Raw genomic sequence first — 19,443 nt, 5'->3', positions numbered from 1 at the left:
GAGCAAGAAGGCGGCCGTGCAGCACTGTTGACCGGCCGGTCGGAGGCCGCTTAGGTTTCGCGGTGGCGAAAGCGCTTGCTGTCGCCCGCCGTTCAGCCCTTTCGGCCCAGCCCGACCGCAGCCCCGCGTCATGTCAGCCGCACGCCTGATGGAGTGTTGATCGCGACGATGCGCATCCCACGAATCTCCCCGCAGCCCGCTCAGGCCAGCGATGGGAACGTTGCCATTGCGGCTCCCGGCGGGTCGGCAGCACGCGTCCGGCCCGGGGCAGCCGGTCCGCCCCTGCCTGCCGACAACGATGTCAGGACCGCTCGTCAGGAGACATCGCCATGACACGATCCCGCATCCGCCGCAGAGCGGGCGCTCTGGCCGCGGCACTCGCCCTGCTCCTCGTGGGCCTCACCGGCTGCTCCGGGAACAACGGGACCACCGCGGAGACCGGCGGCCAAGTGACGCTGAGCTTCGCCTGGTGGGGCAACGATGACCGCGCCCGGCGCACCGAAGCGGCCGTGGATCTCTTCGAGCGGCGGCACCCGGGCGTCACCGTCCGCACCTCCTTCGCCGGTTACGAGGCGTACGTGCAGAAGCTCGCCACCCAGGCGGCGGGCGGCGATCTCCCGGACGTGGCACAGCTCGACTACCGCCAGATCTCCCAGTACGCGGGCAGCGGCACGCTCCTGGACCTCGGCCCCTTGATCAAGGGCGGCACCATCCGGACCGGTGACTTCGACCGGGGCCTGACGCGCACCGGCGCCCATGAAGGCCGGCAGTACGCCTTCCCGATGGGCCGGGGTTCGACCGGATTCGCCTACGACGTCGGTGTTCAGGAAGGCGGGGGTCGCCGCGCCCGAGCCCGGCTGGACCTGGGACGACTGGGTGGACGCGGGCCTGAGGATCAGCGCGCTGCGGCTGACGGGCCCGGGCGGCCGGGCGTACACCGGTCTCACCGACATCGGGGTGAACGAGGACGCCTTCGAGAACTGGCTGCGCGGACAGGGCAAGAAGCTCTACGCGTCCCAGCGCCGACTCGGCTTCAGCGCCGACGACTTGACCGCGTTCTGGACCTTCACCGACCGGCTGCGCCGCCAGGGTGTCGTCTCCCGCGCCGAGGACACCGCGCAGATCAGCGGCGCGGTCGAGGACACCCCGATGGGCCGTGGGCTGGCCGCCACCGACTTCAACTGGGACGGCCCCTTCCTCGGCTATCCACCGCTGCTCGGCGAGAACGTCCACTTCGCGCCCGTGCCCACGACCGACGGCAGGGCGGGCCAGTACTTCAAGCCGACGATGCTCGTCGGCGTCGGCGCGGGCACCCATCACCCCAAGGAGGCCGCCGAGTTGATCGACTTCCTGCTCAACGACCCGGCCGCGGCCGAGATCCTCGGCGTCACGCGGTCGACGCCGCCCAACCGGCGGCTCGCCCGGGCCATCGGCCAGAAGCTCAACGGGCCCGAAAAGGAGGTCTACGACTACGGCCGCAGGATCGCCGCCTACGGCACGGACGCCCCGCCCGCGGCCCCGCCACGCGGTGACGTCGTCCTCCAGGTCTCCTTCACCCGCACCTACCAGCGCGTCATCTACGGGATGCAGAGCCCGCGGGGAGCGGCCGAGGAGTTCGTGGCCGAGGCGAAGAGGGAGCTGCGATGACGACCACCACCGCCCCGCCCCGCAAGGCGCCCGCAGTCACAGCGACGAAGGCGCGCCGTGCGCGCGGTGGTCACCAGGGATCCGCCTATGTCTTCCTGTCGCCGTGGATCCTCGGCGTCCTGCTCCTGACGCTCGCGCCCATGGCGGTCTCGCTGTATCTGTCCTTCACCGACTACAACCTCTTCGACGCCCCCAGGTGGGTGGGGCTGCGCAACTACACCGACATGTTCACCGCGGATCCGCGGTACTGGCGGTCGGTGGGCACCACGCTCCTGTTCGTCGTGGTCGCCGTCCCGCTCAAGCTGGCGCTCGCGCTGGGCGTCGCGCTTGTGCTCAAGGGGCTGCGCGGCGGCAAGGGGGTCTACCGGTCGGCCTTCTACGCCCCGTCCCTGCTCGGCGCGAGCATGTCGATCGCGCTGGTGTGGCGGGCCCTGTACAACGACGGCGGCACGGTCGACGACCTGCTGTCCTCCGTCGGCATCCACACCGGCGGCTGGGTCGCCGACCCGCATCTGGCCGTGTTCGTGGTCGCGTTGCTGTCCGTCTGGCAGTTCGGCGCCCCGATGGTCATCTTCCTGGCCGGGCTCCAGCAGATCCCGGCCGACCTGTACGAGGCCGCCGCCCTCGACGGCGCGGGGCGATGGCGGCGCTTCGTGTCCGTGACGCTGCCCATGCTCTCGCCGGTCCTCTTCTTCAACCTCGTGCTGGAGACCATCCAGTCGTTCCAGGTGTTCACCCCCGCCTTCGCGATCAGCGGCGGCAAGGGCGGCCCGGCCGACTCGACCATGTTCTACACGCTCTACCTCTACGAACGCGGCTTCTCCGCCTCGCACATGGGCTACGCCTCCGCCATGGCGTGGGTGCTGCTCCTCGCCATCGGCGCGGTGACCCTCGTCCTCTTCAAGACCTCGCGCGCCTGGGTCTTCTACGCCCATGAGGGGGCCTGAGATGACCACGGCCACGTCCGCCGGCACGGGCGCACGCACCCGTTCGCGTACCGCCCTCACGGTGAAGCACCTGGGTCTGGTGCTCGTGCTCCTCGTCCTGCTCTACCCGCTGGTCTGGCTGCTCGCCACGTCCCTCAAGCCGGCGGACGAGGTCCTCACCAGTCTCAAGCTGCTGCCGAGCCGCTTCGAGTGGTCGAACTACACCACGGCGCTCGACGGGGTCGGCGGCGTCACCGTCTCCCGGCTGCTGGCCAACTCCCTGCTGATCAGCGCGGGTTCGGTCGTGGGGAACGTGCTGTCCTGCTCGCTCGCGGCCTACGCGTTCGCCCGGCTGCGCTTCCGGATGCGGGGCGTGACGTTCGGATTCATGGTCGCGACGATGATGCTGCCGCACCACGCGGTGCTGATCCCGCAGTACATCATCTTCAACAAGCTCGGCATGGTGGACACCTACTGGCCCCTGGTCCTGCCCAAGTTCCTGGCCACGGAGGCGTTCTTCGTGTTCCTGATCGTGCAGTTCATGCGCGGGCTGCCACGGGAACTGGAGGAGGCAGCCCGCATCGACGGGTGCGGCCCCTTCCGGATCTTCTGGTCGGTCGTCCTCCCGCTGACCAGGCCCGCGCTGATCACCACGGCGATCTTCACCTTCATCTGGACCTGGAACGACTTCTTCACCCAGCTGATCTACCTGTTCGACCCGGAGAAGTTCACGATCACCCTGGCCCTGCGCAACTTCGTCGACCAGTCCAGCAGCTCCGCGTACGGCCCGATGTTCGCGATGTCGGTGATCTCCCTGCTGCCGGTCGTCCTGTTCTTCCTCGCCTTCCAGCGCTATCTCGTGCAGGGCATGGCGACGTCCGGACTGAAGGGCTGAGCCGTGCGCGCTCTCGTACCCCAGCGCCGTGAGCCGGGCGAACTGTTCGGTCCCCGCTTCACTCTCTTCGCCGACATGCTCGCGGTCGGCCTGGCGGCGGCGGTCGCCTCCCTGCCGCTGGTCACCGCCCCGGTGGCCCTGGCCGCCGCTTGTACGGTCCTGCGACGCGCGATCGGCGAGGACCGTCCGGCGACGCTCGGCCACTACGTCGCCGAACTGCGGGCGCACGGGCTCGTCCGCTCCCTTCTCGCGGGCGCGACGGTCCTCGCGGCCGCCGCGCTGCTCGCCCTGGACCTGCTGCTCACAAGGGCAGGGCTGCCGGGCGCCCGCCCGATGCTCTGGGTGCTGGCGACGCTGACAGCGGCCGGGCTCGTCGTCGCCCTGCGTACCGCCGCGGACCCCGACGTCGTACGCGGCTGGCGTCCCGCCCTGCACCGAACCGCCGCGCGTTCCGCCGCCGATCCGTCCGGGTGCGCCTGGGTCGCGGCGGCCGTCGTGCTGTGCCTCGCGTTCGCATGGATGCTGCCTCTGCTCGCCCCGCTGCTGCCCGGTCCGCTGGCCTTCGCCGTCACGGCCGTCGAACTCCGCAGAACGCCCGAGGACCTCCGCCTCGCTCCTCCTGCCCCCGACGAAGGGTGATGTCCCCCATGTCCCCTCTGAGCCGCCGTCTCTTCCTCGGCGCGACCTCGGCCGCGTTTCTGGCCGCCGGCGCCGTCCCCGCAGCCGCCGTCACGGACTCCATCCGACGTGGAACCAGAAGCTGGACCTTCGAGAACGACTCCCTGCGCGCCACCGTCACCTATGCGGGCGGCACGGTCCGCCTCACCGGGCTCTTCAACAAGCGTGCCGGACGCGGCTACTTGAGTGCCCCGTCGCTGCTCTTCGCCCATGAACTCGACGGATCCGAAACCGTCCGCGCCGACGACGGAGGATGGAGTCTCGGAGCGGTTTCGACAGAGCTCGTCACGGTGCTCACGAAGGAGCGGTCGTGGCGGGTCGGTGAGCGCGTCCGCATCCCCCTGCACCGCACCACACCCCGCCCCTTCACGGTCACCCTGGTCTTCGAGATCTACGACGGTGACGCCGGCCTGCGCTACTTCACCCTCGTCCGCAACGACGACCGGGCCCGCGAACTCACCCTCACCCGCTCGACCGTGATCGACCTGCGGCTGCCGGACCTCCCGCACACCCTGCACTACGTCCCGAACATGAAGTGGTTCAGCACCCGCGGATCGCTGGGCACCGGGCCGGTCGGCACCTCCTGGCCGAAGAAGGCGCTCACCGTGTACGACACCGGGGACGGCTGGAGTCTGAGTCCCGAGCTCAACTGGAAGACGCAGCGCGGCAACGGCAACTACCCGGCCGACTACATGCTGCCGCCCTTCGCGGGCATCAACGCCTGGTCCGGGCAGGACACCGTCTCCGTCGACACCCACCCCGAGTCGCTGCGGCTGACGCTGTTCCCGGGTGAGGAGTTCGAGTACCTCGCGGTGAACCTCACTGTCTTCAAGGGGGACGTCGTCGACGGGAAGATGGCCGACGAACTGCACTTCCGCAAGCGCTTCAAGTACCACCACACCACAGCGCTGTTCCACCAGAACGACTGGGACTACCGCGGCGGCCCGGGCCGCGAACTGCCCGCCGGCTACTACTACGACACCGTCATCCCGCAGACGAAGCGGGCCGGCCTCGACATGGTGATGCTCGACGACTACTGGAACACCACCCGCGACTCCATCGAGCCCAGCGACTCCATGAAGAAGGCCATCACCGGCCTCGACATCCTCGCGAGGACGCTGAAGGACAACGGGCTCGGCTTCGGCCTCTGGTTCTCGCTGACGGGTGACGGCCATCTCAAGGGCCGCGACCTCGCCGACCCGACCCAACTGGCCTACAAGCGCGGCCAGATCGAGACGCTCCTCAACGACTACGGCGTCACCCAGCACATGATCGACCTCACCGAGTACTGGCAGAACGAACGGACGACCGCCTCCTCGCACGCCGGCGACAACGTCTACCGCAAGGCACTGCGCACCCGGAACATGCTCAACGACCTGGTGACGAAGAACCCCCAGTACTTGCCCAAGCTCACCAGCGAACTCGACATCGCCCCCACCCAGGGCGACCGCAACAACGGCCTGCTGCACATCGCGTACAACGGCTGGAACACCTCCAACGGAGGCATCACCGGCGAGGATCTGTCGCTGCGCACCGCGCTCACCGCGTTCGGGCACCTGCCGATGGCCGCGACCTACATGAACGGCGGCCGGATGACCGGCCGGATGGAGGACTACTACTCGTACATGGCCGTCCGCGCCGTCAAGTTCCCCCAGGACCCAGGTGACCCGGCCAAGTGGCCCGAGGCGGCGGTGCAGCTGATGGGTGTCTTCAACGCCTGGCGCAGGCGGCCCGAGATCACCGCGCTGACCGACGGCCCTTTCCTGCCCGTCCACTTGGGCCAGGGCTGGGACACGACGGCATGGGACAGCAGCAAGGGCCCGTACGTGTGGATGTGGGCCGACACCGCACGCCGTACCGCTCTCCTCGTCGCGACCGCCGCGGGCACCCCGGGGACCACCGTCGACGCCAAGGTGCGCTGGCTCAAGGACCGTACGTCGTACGCCGTCACGGACATCACGATCGACGACGACGGCACCCAGGCGCACAGCCCGAGGGGGACGTTCACGGGCGAGCGGCTGCGCACCCGGGGCCTGCCGGTCGACCTGTCCGAGAACACCTCGAAGGGCAAGGCGTTCTGGCTGTCCGCGCGGTAACTCGGTTGCGACGGAGGCCCGTTGCGGCCCCACGGAAACTTTGCTTAAGCGGGCCCTAAGGGAGCCTTATGCATCCGAGTCAAGCGAGAAAGGCCAGGCCGGCGGGAAAATTAGCTCTCGCGCACACCATTGGCCAGAGCAACGCTTCTGCGTAGCATCAGACGCATTGGACACACCCCCCACCCGTGTCCCCCGTGTCCATCTTCCCCCCACATTGAGGTTCGGCATGGCTGTACACCGTTCACGTTCACTGCCCTTCGGCGGCCTGGCCACCCTGGTGGCCGCCTCCCTCGCCATGGCGGTCGGCTTCTCGCTGACCGGCCCCGCAACTCCCCGGGCCGACGCGGCCGTCGGCGCACAGACCTGGTCGGACGAGTTCGACGGCGCGTCCGGCAGCGCGCCCGACGGCGCCAAGTGGACGCGCGAGACCGGCGGTTCGGGCAACGGCAACAACGAACTGCAGTACTACACCAACAGCACCGACAACGCGGCCCTCGACGGCAACGGTCATCTGGTGATCACCGCCCGCGCCGTCGGCTCCTCCTCCGGCCTGAACTGCTGGTACGGAGCCTGCAAGTACACCTCCGCCCGGCTCAACACGGCCCAGTCGTTCACTCAGGCGTACGGCCGTTTCGAATCCCGCATCAAGATCCCCCGCGGCAAGGGCGTGTGGCCGGCGTTCTGGATGCTCGGCGACGACCTCGGCAGTGCCGGCTGGCCGAACAGCGGTGAGCTCGACGTCATGGAGAACATCGGCAGCGAGCCGGGCACCGTCCACGGCACGATCCACGGCCCCGGCTACTCCGGTTCCGGCGGCATCGGGGCCGCCTACAACCTGCCGAACGGCCAGGCCTTCGCGGACGACTTCCACACCTTCGCCGTGGAGTGGTCGCCGGACGCCATCAAGTGGTCGGTGGACGGCACGACGTACCAGACCCGGACACCGGCCGACGTGGGCTCCAACAAGTGGGTCTTCGACCACCCGTTCTTCCTGATCCTCAACCTCGCCATCGGTGGCAGCTGGCCCGGCGACCCCGACGGATCCACGTCGTTCCCGCAGACCATGACGGTCGACTACGTGCGCGTCTCGGCCTGGAACTAGGACCCGTCCGGTCGATCACGCCGTCTCGCACCAGAACCGTTCTCCGCACAGGAACAGGAACCACATGATCACCCGCAGAAGGATGTTCGCCTCACTCGCCGCGGCCGCCGTGGCCGGGCCGGGCCTCGCCCTGATCGCGCCGCGCGCACTGGGCGCGGGCGTCTCCGACGGCTCCGGCACCGACGCCGCGGGAGCGCTCCCACTCACCATCACCAACTCCACCGGCGAGTACGGCAACGCGTCGGTCCACGTCTACATCGTCGGCAACCAGGACGGACGGCAGGTGCGGGTCACCGCCGACGGCACCCTGGCGCCCGTCGCGCTGTCCGACAACGGCGCCGACGGATTCACCGACTACGCCATCCCGTTGGCCTCCAGTGGCGAGACAACGTTGTCCCTTCCGTACATGTCGGGCCGCGTGTACGTCTCGCTGGGCAGCAAGCTGAAGTTCAAGGCGGTGACGGACGGCGCGGGGAACGCGGCCCTCCAGTACCCCGCGGGCTGGGTCTCCTCCGATCCCAGCTACGACGTGCTGCACGACTGCGCCGAGTTCACCTACAACTCGTCCGGAATGTTCTGCAACACGACGATGGTCGACATGTTCAGCGTGCCGATGTCGATACGGCTCACCGGCTCCGCCGACCAGACCACCGGCACACTCGTCGCCGGCGGACGCGACCAGGTCTTCGCCGCGGTCAAGGGTGTCGACGCGTTCGCGCCGCTGGTCGTCGACGATCTGCGGGTCGTCGCGCCCGGACACGGCCTGGACGCCGGGCTGTTCGCGAAGGACTACTTCGCCTCGTACATCGACGAGGCCTGGAGCACGTACGCCGGAAAGGATCTGTCCATCACCACCAACGCCGGGAAGTTCACCGGCCGCGTCAGCGGTGACACCCTGTCCTTCACGGGACCGGCGTCCGCTTCCTTCGCCAAGCCGTCCACCCGCGATGTGCTCTTCTGCGACGGCGCCCTCGCCGCCCCCAACGACGGCAGGACCGGCCCCGTAGCTGCCGTCCTGGGCGCCGCCTTCAACCGTACGACGCTGGTGAGCACCGCGGCCCAGCCCACCACCGACCCGGCATCCTTCTACCGGACCGCGGTCACCAACCACTACGCCAAGGCGGTGCACGCCGCCACGGCCGACGGCAAGGCCTACGGCTTCGCCTTCGACGACGTGGCGGAGTTCGCCTCGTACATCCAGGACACCGCCCCCACCGGCATCCACCTCGACCTGACGTCGTTCTCGTAGTCCCTGTCAGGCGTCCGTAGCCGCAGCGGTCTTCGCCGGCGAGCCCGCGCGAAGACCGCTGCCGAGGCGACCGGCAAGGGGTACGAGTGCGATCGCGACCGCGCCCGTCACCCCGGCCAGGGCGAAGGCGATGAAGCCCCAGCTCTGGCTGCCGTTCGAGGCGAGGGTTCCGACGAGCGAGGGGCCGACGACGGCGCCGGCGCGGCCCACACCGGTGACCCAGCCGAGGCCGGTGGCGCGCTCACTGTCCCGGTACAGGGCGTTGGAGGTGGCGTACACCATGACCTGCGCACTGAACAGCCATACGCCGGTGATCGCCACGACGGCGTAGGTCAGACCGAGCGGCATGTGCGTCTTCAGCAGCAGCGCGCCGGCCGCGGTCAGCGTGAACCAGATCGCCGAGACCCGTACCGGCCCGAAGCGGTCGGCGGTCCGGCCCGCGATCAGCATGCCGACGATTCCACCCGCGTTGATGACCAGCAGGAAGCTGACGGAGGACGTCATCCCGTAGCCGGACGCCTTCATCATGGTGGGCAGCCAGGTGCTGACTCCGTAGACGAGGAGCAGCCCGCAGAACGACGCCACCCACAACAGCGGGGTGGCCCACCGGGATTCGGGACGGAACAGCGCGCGTACGGCGTCCAGCCGGCCGCGGGCTCCGGCGGCCGGGCTGGCGACCGGCGTGGGCCGGGGCAGCCCGTAGCGGTCGGCGACCCGGTCGGCCCCTTCCCGGTTGCCCCGGGAGAGCAGGACGCCGGGCGACTCGGGCATCAGCTTCAGCAGCAACGGGACGGTGATCACGGCCGGCAGCACACCGGCCCAGAACACCCAGCGCCAGCCGAAGGAGGGGGCCACGGTCAGTCCGAGGACCGTCGCCGCCATGCCGCCGGCGTGGTACGAGGTCATCAGCAGCCCGGTGGTGAGCGCGGCCCGGCGGGGCGGGGCGAACTCCATCACCATGGCCAGGCACAGCGGCATCAGACCGCCGAGACCGAGTCCGGCGATGAACCGTCCGGCGCCGAAAACGGCGGTGCTGCCGGCCACGGCACACAGCGCGGAGCCCAGGGAGAACAGCGCCACACTGCAGGCGAGGATCGGTCGCCGGCCCAGCCAGTCGGTGATGTTCCCGGCGGTGAGCGCGCCGATGAGCATGCCGAACGTCGTCCAGCTGCCGATGGTGCCGGCGAGCGAGGTGGTCAGGCCGAGCCCGCTGTCCTCGAGCATGTGCGGCATGACGGCGCCGTAGATGTTGACGTCCATCCCGTCGAAGAACACCGCCAGCCAGCACAGGGCCAGGACCGGGAAGACGGAGCGGAAGGTGTGCCGGGGACGGGCGGGCAGCGCGTCCGTGGTGTCGGAGAGAGTCATCGTCGACCCCTTGCGTGGGAGCGGAGTGCCGGAACGGCGGGAAGGCGGTGACACAGGGCGAGGCCTTTTGGGGTTCGCCTTGTGAAGTTCTCTTCACCCAGAAATCGGCGAGCTGCGCTCCCACGATTTCCGGGTGACCGGTGGTCACTGCGTCCGAATGACCTGGTGAGGGGGTGCTTCGGGGAGGGCCGGACGGGCAGGGCCCGTCAGCCGTTGAGGTGCTTGCCGAGGAACGTGACGATGTCGCCCATCACCTCCTGGGACGACCACTTGAGGCCGGTCTTGGAGTCGCCGCCCATGAACGAGAGATCGCCGTGGTCGGCGCCCTTGACGACGTAGCGGGTGCTGTCGGCCCCCTTGTCGCGCAGGGTGTTGTGCAGCGTCAGGGTCTGACTCGGCGAGACGAGGTGGTCGTCACTGCCGTGGAGGATCACGAAGGCGGGGTCGGAGGAGTCGGCGTAGGTGCTCGGGTCGGCGTCCTTGATGGCACTGGGGTCATCGGTGAGCTTCTTCTTGCTGTCGGCCCCGAAGACGAACTTCGCGGTGCTGCTGCCGGCTTCCACGTACGTCTTCTGCGTCGCGGCGTCGAAGTCGGACGCCGTCTTGGACAGGTCACCCGGTCCGAACTCGTCGACGACCGCCTGCACATCGCTGCTCTGGCCCAGGTTGTCGCCGGCCTCGAACTGCTTGAGGCCGTTGGTGGTACCGGTCATCGCGGCGAGATAACCGCCGGCGGACTGCCCCCACACGGCGACGTGCGCCGAGTCGATGCCGTATTCGTCGGCATGCGCCCGCAGATAGCGGATCGCGGACTTCACGTCCTGGACGGCCTCTTTGTAGGTGCCCCCCGTGGTGGCGGTCCGGTACTGGATGCTGGCGACGGCGTACCCCTGCTCGGCGACGTAGGTCCGCTGGTTGAGGTTGCCGGTCTTGTCCGCCATGGCGAAGCCGCCACCGGTCATGTAGACGACGAGGGGCTTCTTGCCGTCGGTCTTGGGGAGTTGGAGGTCCAGCTTCAGATCCGTCTTCTTGCCACCGGTCGTCGGGCTGGAGTAGACGACGTCGCTGTGCGTCGTGACCCCCGTCTTTCCGCACTCGATCTGGGCGCCGCCGCCGTCGATGACGGTGCTCGTGCTGGTGTCGCTCGCCTTGACGGACTTCGCGATGGTGATCGAAGGGCCGCCCGCCGCCCTGCTGGGAGCGCCGGATCCCGTCTGCCCGGCCGCTGCGCCGCCCGGACCCTGGGACGCCGGGCAGTCCGTCGGCTTCGAGGACGAGGGTGAGGACGACGCCGCGCTGGAGGCGGTGCTGTCGCTGTCCGAGGAGCAGGCCGTGACGACCAGCCCGAGCACCACGGAGGCGGCGAGGCCCATGCCGACCCGCCTGCGCCTCCTGCTTCCGGCCCGCGTTCCGTTCCCGTTACCGTCCCCGCTCCCGGTCCCGGTCCGGGTTCCGGTCACGATCTTGTCTTCGCCCGTGGTCATGGCTCTCCAGTAGTCGCTCGGACACAATAAGTGGAAAACTCGTTCCCACTTTCGAGAGCCACGGTAGCACTAAGTGGGAATCCAATTCTCACTTAGTTTCGGAACAGTTCTGGGCAAGGCCCCTCACCTGGGGAGCGACCGGTGGGACGGGGCGGCCGAGGCGTAGATACGGGCGGGCCGGGCCCTGGCCGTGACCGGGGCGAGCCTTGCGAGAGGGCGGGGCGGGAGGGGAGCGTGGGCCGCGGGTTCGGGGCGGAGAAGACCGCGGGAGACGTCCACGAGGGCGCGAGGGTGGCGCGGGCCATACGTTCCGGGCGGTGGACACCGCGGGAAACGTCTGCGGGCGGGACGGTGGCGCGGGCCCCACGAGAAGGCAGCGGAGTCGGTACGCAGCCGCCGCGGAGTCGGCGTGCGTGCAGAGCAGAACCGCGTCAGGGCGAAGTGCGCCGCTCACGGACCTCGCGTGCGCTCGACTCGTCCATCGCGTTCATGAACTCGGAGTCGCCGATGGCGATGTCGGGCAGCGGGGCGCTCGCGCCGGGCTGCGCCCGCAGACCGTCGAGCAGCAGCCGCAGATACCGGCGCCAGAGGTCGGGTTGCCCGGTCCGGTCGGTGACCGCGGCGAGCATCAGCTGGATCATCGGGATGTCCACGGGCGAGATGTCGGCGCGCAGGGCGCCCTGCTCCTGCGCCCGGGTGATCAGCGCGTGCATGACCGGAGTGATCCGCGCGAGGACCAGGGCCTGCCGCTCCGGACTCTCCCCCGCCCCCATCATCACCTCACGCAGGCCTCGGTCGAAGGCCTGGACCTCGCAGGCCTTCTCCAGGCTGGTGACCAGTCCGCGCCAGGCGTCCGGGTCGGCGAGCCCTTCCTCCGCCACGCCGGCGAGGGTGCCGACCATGTCGTCGAAGAGCGCGTCCACCAGCTCCGCCTTGCTGGAGAAGCGCCGGTAGACGGTCCCGAGGCCCAGCCCGGCGTGGGCGGCGATGTCACTGAGGCTCGCCTCGACGCCGCGCTCGCGGAACACCTCACGGGCCGCGACGAGGATGCGACGGCGGTTGGCCTCGGCGTCCCGCCGCAGCGGGGGCCGGTTGGTGCCGGGGCTGGACGCCATGTCGATCGCTTGACTCCCAAAGCGGCGGAATTTTTCCGTTTCATGCTACAGCCGGCCGATGACCACCCTGCCGGGACGGCTCCGCGGCCCGGCCGTCCCGACACCCCTCCCCCGCCCTCAGGGCGCCGCGTTCATCAGATCGAGCGCGCTCTGCTGACGGGCGGCGTCGGTCGAGTCGACCGGCCCCGCCCAGTGCAGCCCGTACGCGTCGAGCGTGTTGCGGTCACCCGCGTATGCGGCGGCGGCCTGCCGTGTGAGGTACGAGCTGTAGGGGCGGTCGGAGAGCTGGGCGTTGAAGGCGCTCAGCCCGCGGACGTACGCGCCCTTGAAGGAGGGTCCGTCGGCCCCGCAGCCGCTCGTCTCGCACGGCTCCCGCAGGATTCCGCCCGAGTTCAGCGCGGTGGAGGTGGTCGAGGCGGTGCCGATCTGACGGCCCGTGGTGAGGAGCGTCGAGTCCCCTGTGGCGCGGTACAGCTCGGCCAGTCCGCCCAGCAGGACGCCCTGGTTGTACGACCAGGCGGTGGACCCGTTGCTGGCGCAGGTCGACAGGTTGATGCCGTCGTTGACGAGGTGCGAGCTGTTGATCATGCCGGTGCCCTTGAACCACGCCCACTCCGTCGTGGCCCGCCCGAGGTAGAGGGTGTCGCCGGCGATGCGGTTGTGCAGTGCGGCATTGAGCTCCAGGTAGAGGGAGTTGGCGATCGCGTTCTTGTACGTCTTCGCCGTGCTCCACCAGACCCCGCCGCCGCAGGTCGAGTCCCAGTAGCGCGCCATGTGGTCGGCGTCGGCGCGGGCGGTGGTCAGATAGCGGCTGTCACCGGTCAGGTCGTACGCCGCGACCCAGGCGAGCCCCCACCATCCCGTGTCGTCGATGTAGTCGTTCCTGAACTGGCCGCCCTGGGCGTTCAGTTGGCGGTCGTAGGTGCGGGCGATGGCGTACTTGTAGCTGGGCATGCCGGTGACCCGGATGTTGTCGACGAGGGCGGTCAGGGCGTTGGCCGAGTTCCACCAGCCGGTGGTGTCGAACAGGCCGGTGGAGTTGTTGTAGAACTGCATGAGCGCGGTGGCCGCCGCGGTCGGGCGGCTGTACGCGTTCCAGGTCGTACGGGCCCACGCCGTGCAGGCGATCTCGGCCCGGTCCCCCGCCTTCCCGCAGGCGCGCAGCGCACCGACGCCATTGCCGTTCCAGTCGTCGACGTTGTACATCAGGGTGCGCCAACCCGCCTGCCCCGAGGGGACGGTGGTGTCGCCGAGTCTGCTGCCCGAGCTCCAGGTACGGCCGCCGTCGAAGGAACGGTCGAGCCAGACCTCGTCGCCCGGGCCGGCGTTGCCGATCGAGGCCCAGCCCATCGCGTCGGTGTCGTCGAAGTGCAGGGCCAGGGTGCGGGAGTAGAGGGTGGCGGTGACCGGTTGCCGGTCCTGCGGGGACAGGGCGGGGTCGCGGGCGTCGCAGTACTTGTTGCAGACGGTCGCCTGGGCGGCGGCGGTGGCCACTCCACCGGTGGCCGGGACCAGGAGGGCCAGCGCCGTGATCAGACCCGTTCCGAACCTCCGGCGCCGCCTTGCGGATGAGTTCATGCCGACTCCATGGATGTGGGGGGTGGGGTCTGTCGGCTTCGCCGTGGTGCGCCGACCCCGGGTCGGGAGCGATGGAAACGTATCCATCGCGAAGGTCCCACCGGCAGGCGAAGCCGTCAATGGTCCGTACTTGAAAGGCCGTTGGCGCCACCCGAAGCGAACTAACGTCCCTGCCGCGGCTGTTGCCCGCACCGATGCCGTCGGTGGCGCCCGCCCCCGAAGGGTCTGTCGCCTCCGGTTACCGGGGCCCGGTCTCCCCTGTGCCGCGGGCGATCAACCGCGAGGGCAGTACCGTCCGTTGGAAGGGAGTGTCGTCGCCGTCGATGCGGTCGATCAGCAGCCGGGCGGCGCGGCGGCCGAGTTCCTCGGTGTCCGAGGTCACCACCGTGACCGGGGTGGGAAGCAGATCGGCCAGCTTGAAGTCGTCGAACCCCACCACCGCGATACGGGCGCCGAGCCGCAGACTCGTCCGCAGGACGCCCTCGGTGAGGAAACTCGTGGTCGAGAAGACCGCCGTGGGCGGGTGGGGCGAGGTGAGCAGGGCGTGGGTGGCGGCGGAGGCCTCCTCCGTGGTCCCGCGCCGCAGGGTGACCACGAGGGCCTCGTCGGCCTCGATGCCGCTCTGCCGCAGGGCTTTGCGGTAGCCGCGCAGCCGACGGCCGGTGGTGTAGTAGGACGGGGCGACGATGATCGCGATCCGGCGGTGGCCGTGGTCGATGAGGTGCTGGGTCGCCGTGCGCCCCCCGCCTTCGTTGTCGACGAGGACGACATCGGCCTCGGCTCCCGTGGCGGGCCGGTCCACGAAGACGACCGGCACCTCGTCGTGGCCGTTGACCTGCTGCAGAAAGGCGTGGTCCCCCTGGTCGGGCACGATGATGAGACCGGCGACCCGTCGCCCGATGAGCTCCCTCACGGCCCGCCGTTCCACGGCGGGGTCCTCGTCGGCGGTACTGAGCAGGACGGCGTAGCCGGCCTGGGCCGCCACTTCGACGGCCGCCTTGGCCAGGGAGGCGTAGAAGGGGTTGGTCAGGTCACCGAGCAGCAGGCCGAGGGTCATCGAGTTCTGCCCGGGCCGCAGGGAACGCGCGATCTCGTTGCGCTGGTATCCGATCTCGCTGATCGCCGCGTGCACCCGGGCGGCCGTCTCCTCGCGGACCGCGCCGAGGCCGTTGACCACGCGCGACACGGTGACGAGGGCGACTCCCGCCCGCTCCGCGACATCGCGCATCGTCGGCCGGGTGCTCTGACGGTGCCGAGGACGACTGCTCACGTGGGGCGACGACCAACTTTCCTCACAGGCCGGGACGAGCTGACACATACCGCGAGACGTCCGGCCGGGCGAACGTCACCAGGATACGTTTCCTGATTCCGCCGCAGGCCCGGTCGGCGGGACCGGTCCACCACCCCCGACCGGCGCGAACCGGGGCCGGGCGCCCGCCTGTTGTCCCGGCGTACCGCACCGAGGAACACGGCCGCCGGGGTCCTCCTCCATGAACGTCCGGTGCCGTGCCGCCAGGACACCCGGCCGGCCGGACGCACGGCACGGAAGTCGCCGTACACATGGAGCATTGGTCCATTCGTACGGCGAAAGATGGATGGTCCGTCACCTGGTGCGGGGCTCGCCCGGCGCCATAGCTTCGGCAGACCCCTCGGGACGACGGGCGCAGCCGCCACGCACTCCGGTGGCACCGCCCCGCCGTCCCCACCCCCGCGCCACCACGCGCTCGGCCGCCCTTCGCGTACAGGTACCTCGCTGGAGCACCTTTGTCCGAGAACTCCCCCGCCGCACCGCCGCCGTCGCTCACCGAGGTCGAGACCTACGGTGTCGAGCGGATCCCCGACGCGGACCGCAGCGCGTCGCCGTTCGACCTGTTCCGGGTCGCCTTCGGCGGCGCCAACACCTTCTCCACCTGTGTCCTCGGGGCCTTCCCCATCCTTTTCGGCCTCTCCTTCTGGCAGGGGCTCGCGGCGACCCTCCTCGGCGTCGTCGTCGGAGCGCTGATCCTGTGCCCGATGGCGGTCTTCGGGCCGGTCAACGGCACGAACAACGCGGTCGCCTCCTCCGCGCACCTGGGCGTGCACGGCCGGGTGGTGGGCTCGTTCCTGTCGCTGCTGACGGCCATCGCGTTCTTCTCCATCTCCGTGTGGAGCTCCGGCGACGCCCTGGTCGGCGGAGCTCACCGGCTGTTCGGCCTGGAGCGCAGCACGCTGTCGTACGTCGTCGCCTACGCGCTGTTCGGCGGTCTGGTGCTCGCGGTCTGCGTGTACGGCTTCCGGTTCATGCTGTTCGTCAACAAGATCGCGGTGACCTCGGCGACCGTGCTCTTCCTGCTCGGCGCGGTCGCCTTCGCCGGTGACTTCGACCCGTCGTACGCGGGCGTCTTCACCGCCTCGGCCGACTCCGCGACGCAGGCGCTGTTCTGGCCGTCCTTCATCGGCTCGGCGCTGATCGTGCTGTCGAACCCGGTGTCCTTCGGGGCGTTCCTCGGCGACTGGTCGCGCTACATCCCGGCGGACGCGCCGCGCCGCAAGGTCGTCGGTGCCGCGTTCCTGTCGCAGATCGCGACGCTGCTGCCGTTCGTCTTCGGCCTGGGAACCGCGAGCATCATCGCGACGAAGGCACCGGAGTACATCGACCCGGCGGCCCCGGACTTCGTGGGCGGGCTGCTGGCCATCTCGCCGAGCTGGTTCTTCCTGCCGGTGTGTCTGCTGGCCCTGATCGGCGGCATGTCGACGGGCACGACATCGCTGTACGGGACCGGGCTCGACTTCTCGTCGGTGTTCCCGCGGCTGTCGCGGGTCCAGGCGACGATGCTGGTCGGGGTGCTGTCGATCGCGTTCATCTTCGTCGGGCGCTTCGGCTTCGACCTGGTGCAGAGCATCTCGACCTTCGCCACCATGATCATCACCTGTACGACTCCCTGGATGGTCGTGATGATCCTGGGCTTCTTCACCCGGCGCGGCTGGTACGACCCCGACGCCCTCCAGGTCTTCAACCGCCGTCAGCGCGGCGGCCGTTACTGGTTCACGCACGGCTGGAACTGGCGGGGCATGACGGCCTGGTGGGTGGCCGCCGTGACCGGCGTGCTGTTCACCAACATCCCGGGCCAGTTCGTCGGTCCGCTCGGCGACCTCGCCAACGGCGTCGACATCAGCCTGCCGCTGTCCCTGGCGGTCGCCGCGATCCTCTTCCTGGCACTCCTGCGGCTGTTCCCCGAACCCAGGGCGGTGTACGGCCCCGAGGGTGCGCGCCTGGCCCGTACCGTCGACGTCTCGGTGCCCCCGATCACCGGCCCCGGCATCCCGGCCGAGGGGGCACCCGCGCTCGCCGTCGAGGGGAGCTGACGCAAGCCGATGGAGGACTGGCTCGATCTGTCCGTGCCGGTGGTCACCGGGATGCCCGTCTATCCCGGTGACCCGCCGGTCGAGGTGTCCAGGGCGCTGCGGGCCGCCGACGACGGCGTCAACGTGCTGCGGCTGCACATGGGTTCGCAGTCGGGGACGCACGTCGACGCGCCGTACCACGTCGACGAGGCGTGGCCCACGCTGGACGACCTGCCGCTGGAGCGTTTCGCGGGCCCGGCGGTCGTGGCCGACCTCCGGGGGATGGCGGACCGGGTTCCTGTCACACCCGAGCTGCTCCTGCCGGCCCTGGGGCGACTGCGGCTGCTGCCGGGCGGGATCCTCCTGCTGGCGACCGGGTGGTCGGCCCACTGGGGCACCGACCGGTACCAGGCGCATCCCTGGCTCACCACGGACGCGGCCGACGCGATCGTCAACGCGGGCGTCCGCACCGTCGGCGTCGACGCGTTGAGCGTGGACCTCACCGGGGGCACCGGGCTGCCCGCCCACCGCGTCCTGTGCGGCGCGGGCGGTGTGATCGCCGAGAACCTGACCGGCCTCGACCGCGTCCTCGCGGCCCAGGAGGCCGGGCACGCGGTGGAGGTGTTCCTCTTCCCTCTCCGCCTGCCCGGCGCGGACGGCGCACCGGTCCGCGCCACCGCCCGTGTGCGGCAGCGGATGGGCTGCCCCTGACCGCGCCGGGTTCTTCGGGGCAGCTGTCAGGCCCGGATCGTGCGGGCGATGTCCAGCGTGAGGCGCTGCCAGGGGTCCCGGGGGTCGCGGCCCGTCAGGTCGTGGATGCGGCGCAGGCGGTAGCGCAGGGACTGCGGGTGCAGGTGCAGCGCGCGTGCGGCGGCGCTCGCCGAGCCGGTGTCGATGTAGGCGGTGAGGGCTTCGAGCAGGTGGCGCCGGCCGGGGTCGGCGAGCGGGCCGAGGACGAGCCGGCCGATGTGGTCCGGGGCGGCGGCGGGGTGCCCGGCCAGCAGGGCGAGGACATGGGCGTCGGCGTCGGTGAGCAGCCGGCCGGGGTGGTGGGCGTGCGCGGGCGCCGTGTCGAGGGCGTCGGCGGCGAGACGGTGGGCGACGGCGACCCGGTCGAGGCTCTCGTCCGAGATGGCACAGCCCCGCCACGACTGCCCGCCCAGCACGGAACCGGCGTGCGCCGCGGCGGCGGCCGGCAGCAGCAGAACGGCGCGTGAGCCCCGTACCGTCGCCAGCGCGGTGGTGTCGCCGCCCGGGGCGGTCAGCGCGTCGAGCAGTGCGGCCACCGCGTCGTGCGACATGTCGGCACCGTCCGGGGCGACGGGCTCCGCGACCAACAGGCAGTAGGGGTCGGGGAGTTGGACACCCAGCCGGGCGGCACGGTCGGTGAGCGCGCCGACGGAGGCGTGCCGTCCCGCGATCAGGTCGTCGAGCAGCAGTCGCAGCGCCCGGTCACGGTCCCCGGCGAGATCCTCGCTGGTGGTGGCATAGGCCGCGGCCATCTCCTCGGAGAGGGTGTCGAGCGTGCTCAGCAGCATCCGCGCCAGCGCGAAGGCGTCCGCGGCGGCCAGCCGCGGTGCCCGGGCCGCGATCTCGTCCGTGAGGACGGTCGCCGCCACCCGGTAGGCACGCAGCACCGCCTGCACGGGACGGCCGTCCGCCGCGCGGGCCGCCGCGATGCCCCGGAACCGCCGGAGGTCCGAGGGGTCGAGAGCGCCGTCGGTAGCCCACAGGTGCAGCAGCCGGTCCAGCCCCCAGGCCGCGATGGCCCGCACCTCGGGCAGCCTGCGGTCGTCGAGGGCCGCGTAGACGGGCACCTGCTCGTGCACCGCCGCGACGACCGCCTCCACGACGCCCGGGTCGGCGGCCATCTCCTGCCGGACGCGCTCCCTGGCGTCCGAGGGCTTCCTCGCGGGCTTGCTTGTCACAGGGTGATAGTCCCAGCCGCGCGATGTGCGCACCACTGTGGACTGGCCTTGTC

13 protein-coding genes and 2 pseudogenes are annotated in these 19,443 nt (G+C 70.4%); 9 read left to right on the top strand and 6 right to left on the bottom strand.

Annotated elements, in window-relative coordinates; all coding sequences use genetic code 11:
* Positions 1 to 329: 329 nt before the first annotated feature.
* The 7 genes and pseudogenes from ACFVYF_RS09755 to ACFVYF_RS09725 all read left to right on the top strand — a co-directional run bounded on the left by ACFVYF_RS09755 (position 330) and on the right by ACFVYF_RS09725 (position 8,593).
* Positions 330 to 1,647 (top strand): annotated as a pseudogene (locus ACFVYF_RS09755) (ABC transporter substrate-binding protein).
* Positions 1,644 to 2,594, top strand: coding sequence for a carbohydrate ABC transporter permease (locus ACFVYF_RS09750; RefSeq protein WP_389453419.1), 951 nt, complete (start codon positions 1,644 to 1,646; stop codon positions 2,592 to 2,594). The pseudogene ACFVYF_RS09755 and the gene ACFVYF_RS09750 overlap by 4 nt, the downstream one beginning before the upstream one ends.
* Position 2,595: 1 nt before the next feature.
* Positions 2,596 to 3,468 carry a carbohydrate ABC transporter permease gene (locus tag ACFVYF_RS09745; protein WP_389453416.1) on the top strand — a complete coding sequence of 291 codons (873 nt, stop codon included), beginning with the start codon at positions 2,596 to 2,598 and terminating at the stop codon, positions 3,466 to 3,468.
* Positions 3,469 to 3,471: 3 nt separating this feature from the next.
* Positions 3,472 to 4,107: a hypothetical protein gene (locus ACFVYF_RS09740; RefSeq protein WP_389453413.1), complete on the top strand. Its 636-nt coding sequence runs from the start codon at positions 3,472 to 3,474 to the stop codon at positions 4,105 to 4,107.
* An 8-nt stretch (positions 4,108 to 4,115) separates the two neighbouring features.
* Complete coding sequence (locus ACFVYF_RS09735) at positions 4,116 to 6,242, top strand: hypothetical protein (protein ID WP_389453410.1); 2,127 nt, start codon at positions 4,116 to 4,118, stop codon at positions 6,240 to 6,242.
* A gap of 226 nt (positions 6,243 to 6,468) precedes the next feature.
* A pseudogene (locus ACFVYF_RS09730) lies at positions 6,469 to 7,335 on the top strand (family 16 glycosylhydrolase); the annotation flags it as partial.
* Positions 7,336 to 7,408: 73 nt separating this feature from the next.
* A complete protein-coding gene (locus tag ACFVYF_RS09725; protein WP_389453408.1) occupies positions 7,409 to 8,593 on the top strand; it encodes a glycoside hydrolase family 64 protein in 1,185 nt (394 codons plus the stop codon).
* 6 nt (positions 8,594 to 8,599) lie between these two features.
* Here the strand turns inward: ACFVYF_RS09725 and ACFVYF_RS09720 are convergent, their stop codons facing one another.
* The 5 genes from ACFVYF_RS09720 to ACFVYF_RS09700 form a co-directional block, all read right to left on the bottom strand.
* Positions 8,600 to 9,961, bottom strand: coding sequence for an MFS transporter (locus ACFVYF_RS09720; RefSeq protein ID WP_389453405.1), 1,362 nt, complete (start codon positions 9,959 to 9,961; stop codon positions 8,600 to 8,602).
* Positions 9,962 to 10,167: 206 nt separating this feature from the next.
* Entirely contained in the window at positions 10,168 to 11,334 is a 1,167-nt protein-coding gene (locus tag ACFVYF_RS09715) for an alpha/beta hydrolase fold domain-containing protein (RefSeq protein WP_389453402.1), read from the bottom strand.
* 542 nt (positions 11,335 to 11,876) lie between these two features.
* On the bottom strand, positions 11,877 to 12,560 hold the full coding sequence (locus tag ACFVYF_RS09710; RefSeq protein ID WP_389453399.1) for a TetR/AcrR family transcriptional regulator: 684 nt from the start codon (positions 12,558 to 12,560) through the stop codon (positions 11,877 to 11,879).
* A 117-nt stretch (positions 12,561 to 12,677) separates the two neighbouring features.
* A complete protein-coding gene (locus tag ACFVYF_RS09705) occupies positions 12,678 to 14,138 on the bottom strand; it encodes a glycoside hydrolase family 76 protein (RefSeq protein WP_389453396.1) in 1,461 nt (486 codons plus the stop codon).
* Between the two features lie 238 nt (positions 14,139 to 14,376).
* Positions 14,377 to 15,366, bottom strand: a complete 990-nt coding sequence (locus ACFVYF_RS09700; RefSeq protein ID WP_389453394.1) for a LacI family DNA-binding transcriptional regulator — start codon at positions 15,364 to 15,366, stop codon at positions 14,377 to 14,379.
* 536 nt (positions 15,367 to 15,902) lie between these two features.
* Between ACFVYF_RS09700 and ACFVYF_RS09695 the strand changes: the two genes are divergently transcribed.
* Positions 15,903 to 17,483 carry a purine-cytosine permease family protein gene (locus ACFVYF_RS09695; RefSeq protein WP_389453392.1) on the top strand — a complete coding sequence of 527 codons (1,581 nt, stop codon included), beginning with the start codon at positions 15,903 to 15,905 and terminating at the stop codon, positions 17,481 to 17,483.
* A gap of 9 nt (positions 17,484 to 17,492) precedes the next feature.
* Positions 17,493 to 18,173 carry a cyclase family protein gene (locus ACFVYF_RS09690; RefSeq protein ID WP_389453389.1) on the top strand — a complete coding sequence of 227 codons (681 nt, stop codon included), beginning with the start codon at positions 17,493 to 17,495 and terminating at the stop codon, positions 18,171 to 18,173.
* A gap of 26 nt (positions 18,174 to 18,199) precedes the next feature.
* On the opposite strand, the gene ACFVYF_RS09685 is transcribed toward ACFVYF_RS09690, so the two are convergent.
* Positions 18,200 to 19,390, bottom strand: a complete 1,191-nt coding sequence (locus ACFVYF_RS09685) for a PucR family transcriptional regulator (protein ID WP_389453386.1) — start codon at positions 19,388 to 19,390, stop codon at positions 18,200 to 18,202.
* Between the last annotated feature and the right edge of the window lie 53 nt (positions 19,391 to 19,443).

Origin of the sequence: Streptomyces sp. NPDC058274, assembly GCF_042881375.1 — a bacterium.
Lineage (GTDB): Bacteria > Actinomycetota > Actinomycetes > Streptomycetales > Streptomycetaceae > Streptomyces.
The sequence above is the reverse complement of the archived record's forward strand: the minus strand, read 5'-3'. Positions and strand labels throughout refer to the sequence as shown.

Excerpts from the sequence above, each read along its gene's own strand:
- ACFVYF_RS09750 (WP_389453419.1), top strand. The coding sequence starts at position 1,644 with ATGACGACCACCACCGCCCCGCCCCGCAAGGCGCCCGCAGTCACAGCG.
- ACFVYF_RS09745 (WP_389453416.1), top strand. The coding sequence starts at position 2,596 with ATGACCACGGCCACGTCCGCCGGCACGGGCGCACGCACCCGTTCGCGT.
- ACFVYF_RS09735 (WP_389453410.1), top strand. The coding sequence starts at position 4,116 with ATGTCCCCTCTGAGCCGCCGTCTCTTCCTCGGCGCGACCTCGGCCGCG.
- ACFVYF_RS09725 (WP_389453408.1), top strand. The coding sequence starts at position 7,409 with ATGATCACCCGCAGAAGGATGTTCGCCTCACTCGCCGCGGCCGCCGTG.
- ACFVYF_RS09720 (WP_389453405.1), bottom strand. The coding sequence starts at position 9,961 with ATGACTCTCTCCGACACCACGGACGCGCTGCCCGCCCGTCCCCGGCAC.
- ACFVYF_RS09715 (WP_389453402.1), bottom strand. The coding sequence starts at position 11,334 with ATGGGCCTCGCCGCCTCCGTGGTGCTCGGGCTGGTCGTCACGGCCTGC.
- ACFVYF_RS09710 (WP_389453399.1), bottom strand. The coding sequence starts at position 12,560 with ATGGCGTCCAGCCCCGGCACCAACCGGCCCCCGCTGCGGCGGGACGCC.
- ACFVYF_RS09705 (WP_389453396.1), bottom strand. The coding sequence starts at position 14,138 with ATGAACTCATCCGCAAGGCGGCGCCGGAGGTTCGGAACGGGTCTGATC.
- ACFVYF_RS09700 (WP_389453394.1), bottom strand. The coding sequence starts at position 15,366 with ATGCGCGATGTCGCGGAGCGGGCGGGAGTCGCCCTCGTCACCGTGTCG.
- ACFVYF_RS09690 (WP_389453389.1), top strand. The coding sequence starts at position 17,493 with ATGGAGGACTGGCTCGATCTGTCCGTGCCGGTGGTCACCGGGATGCCC.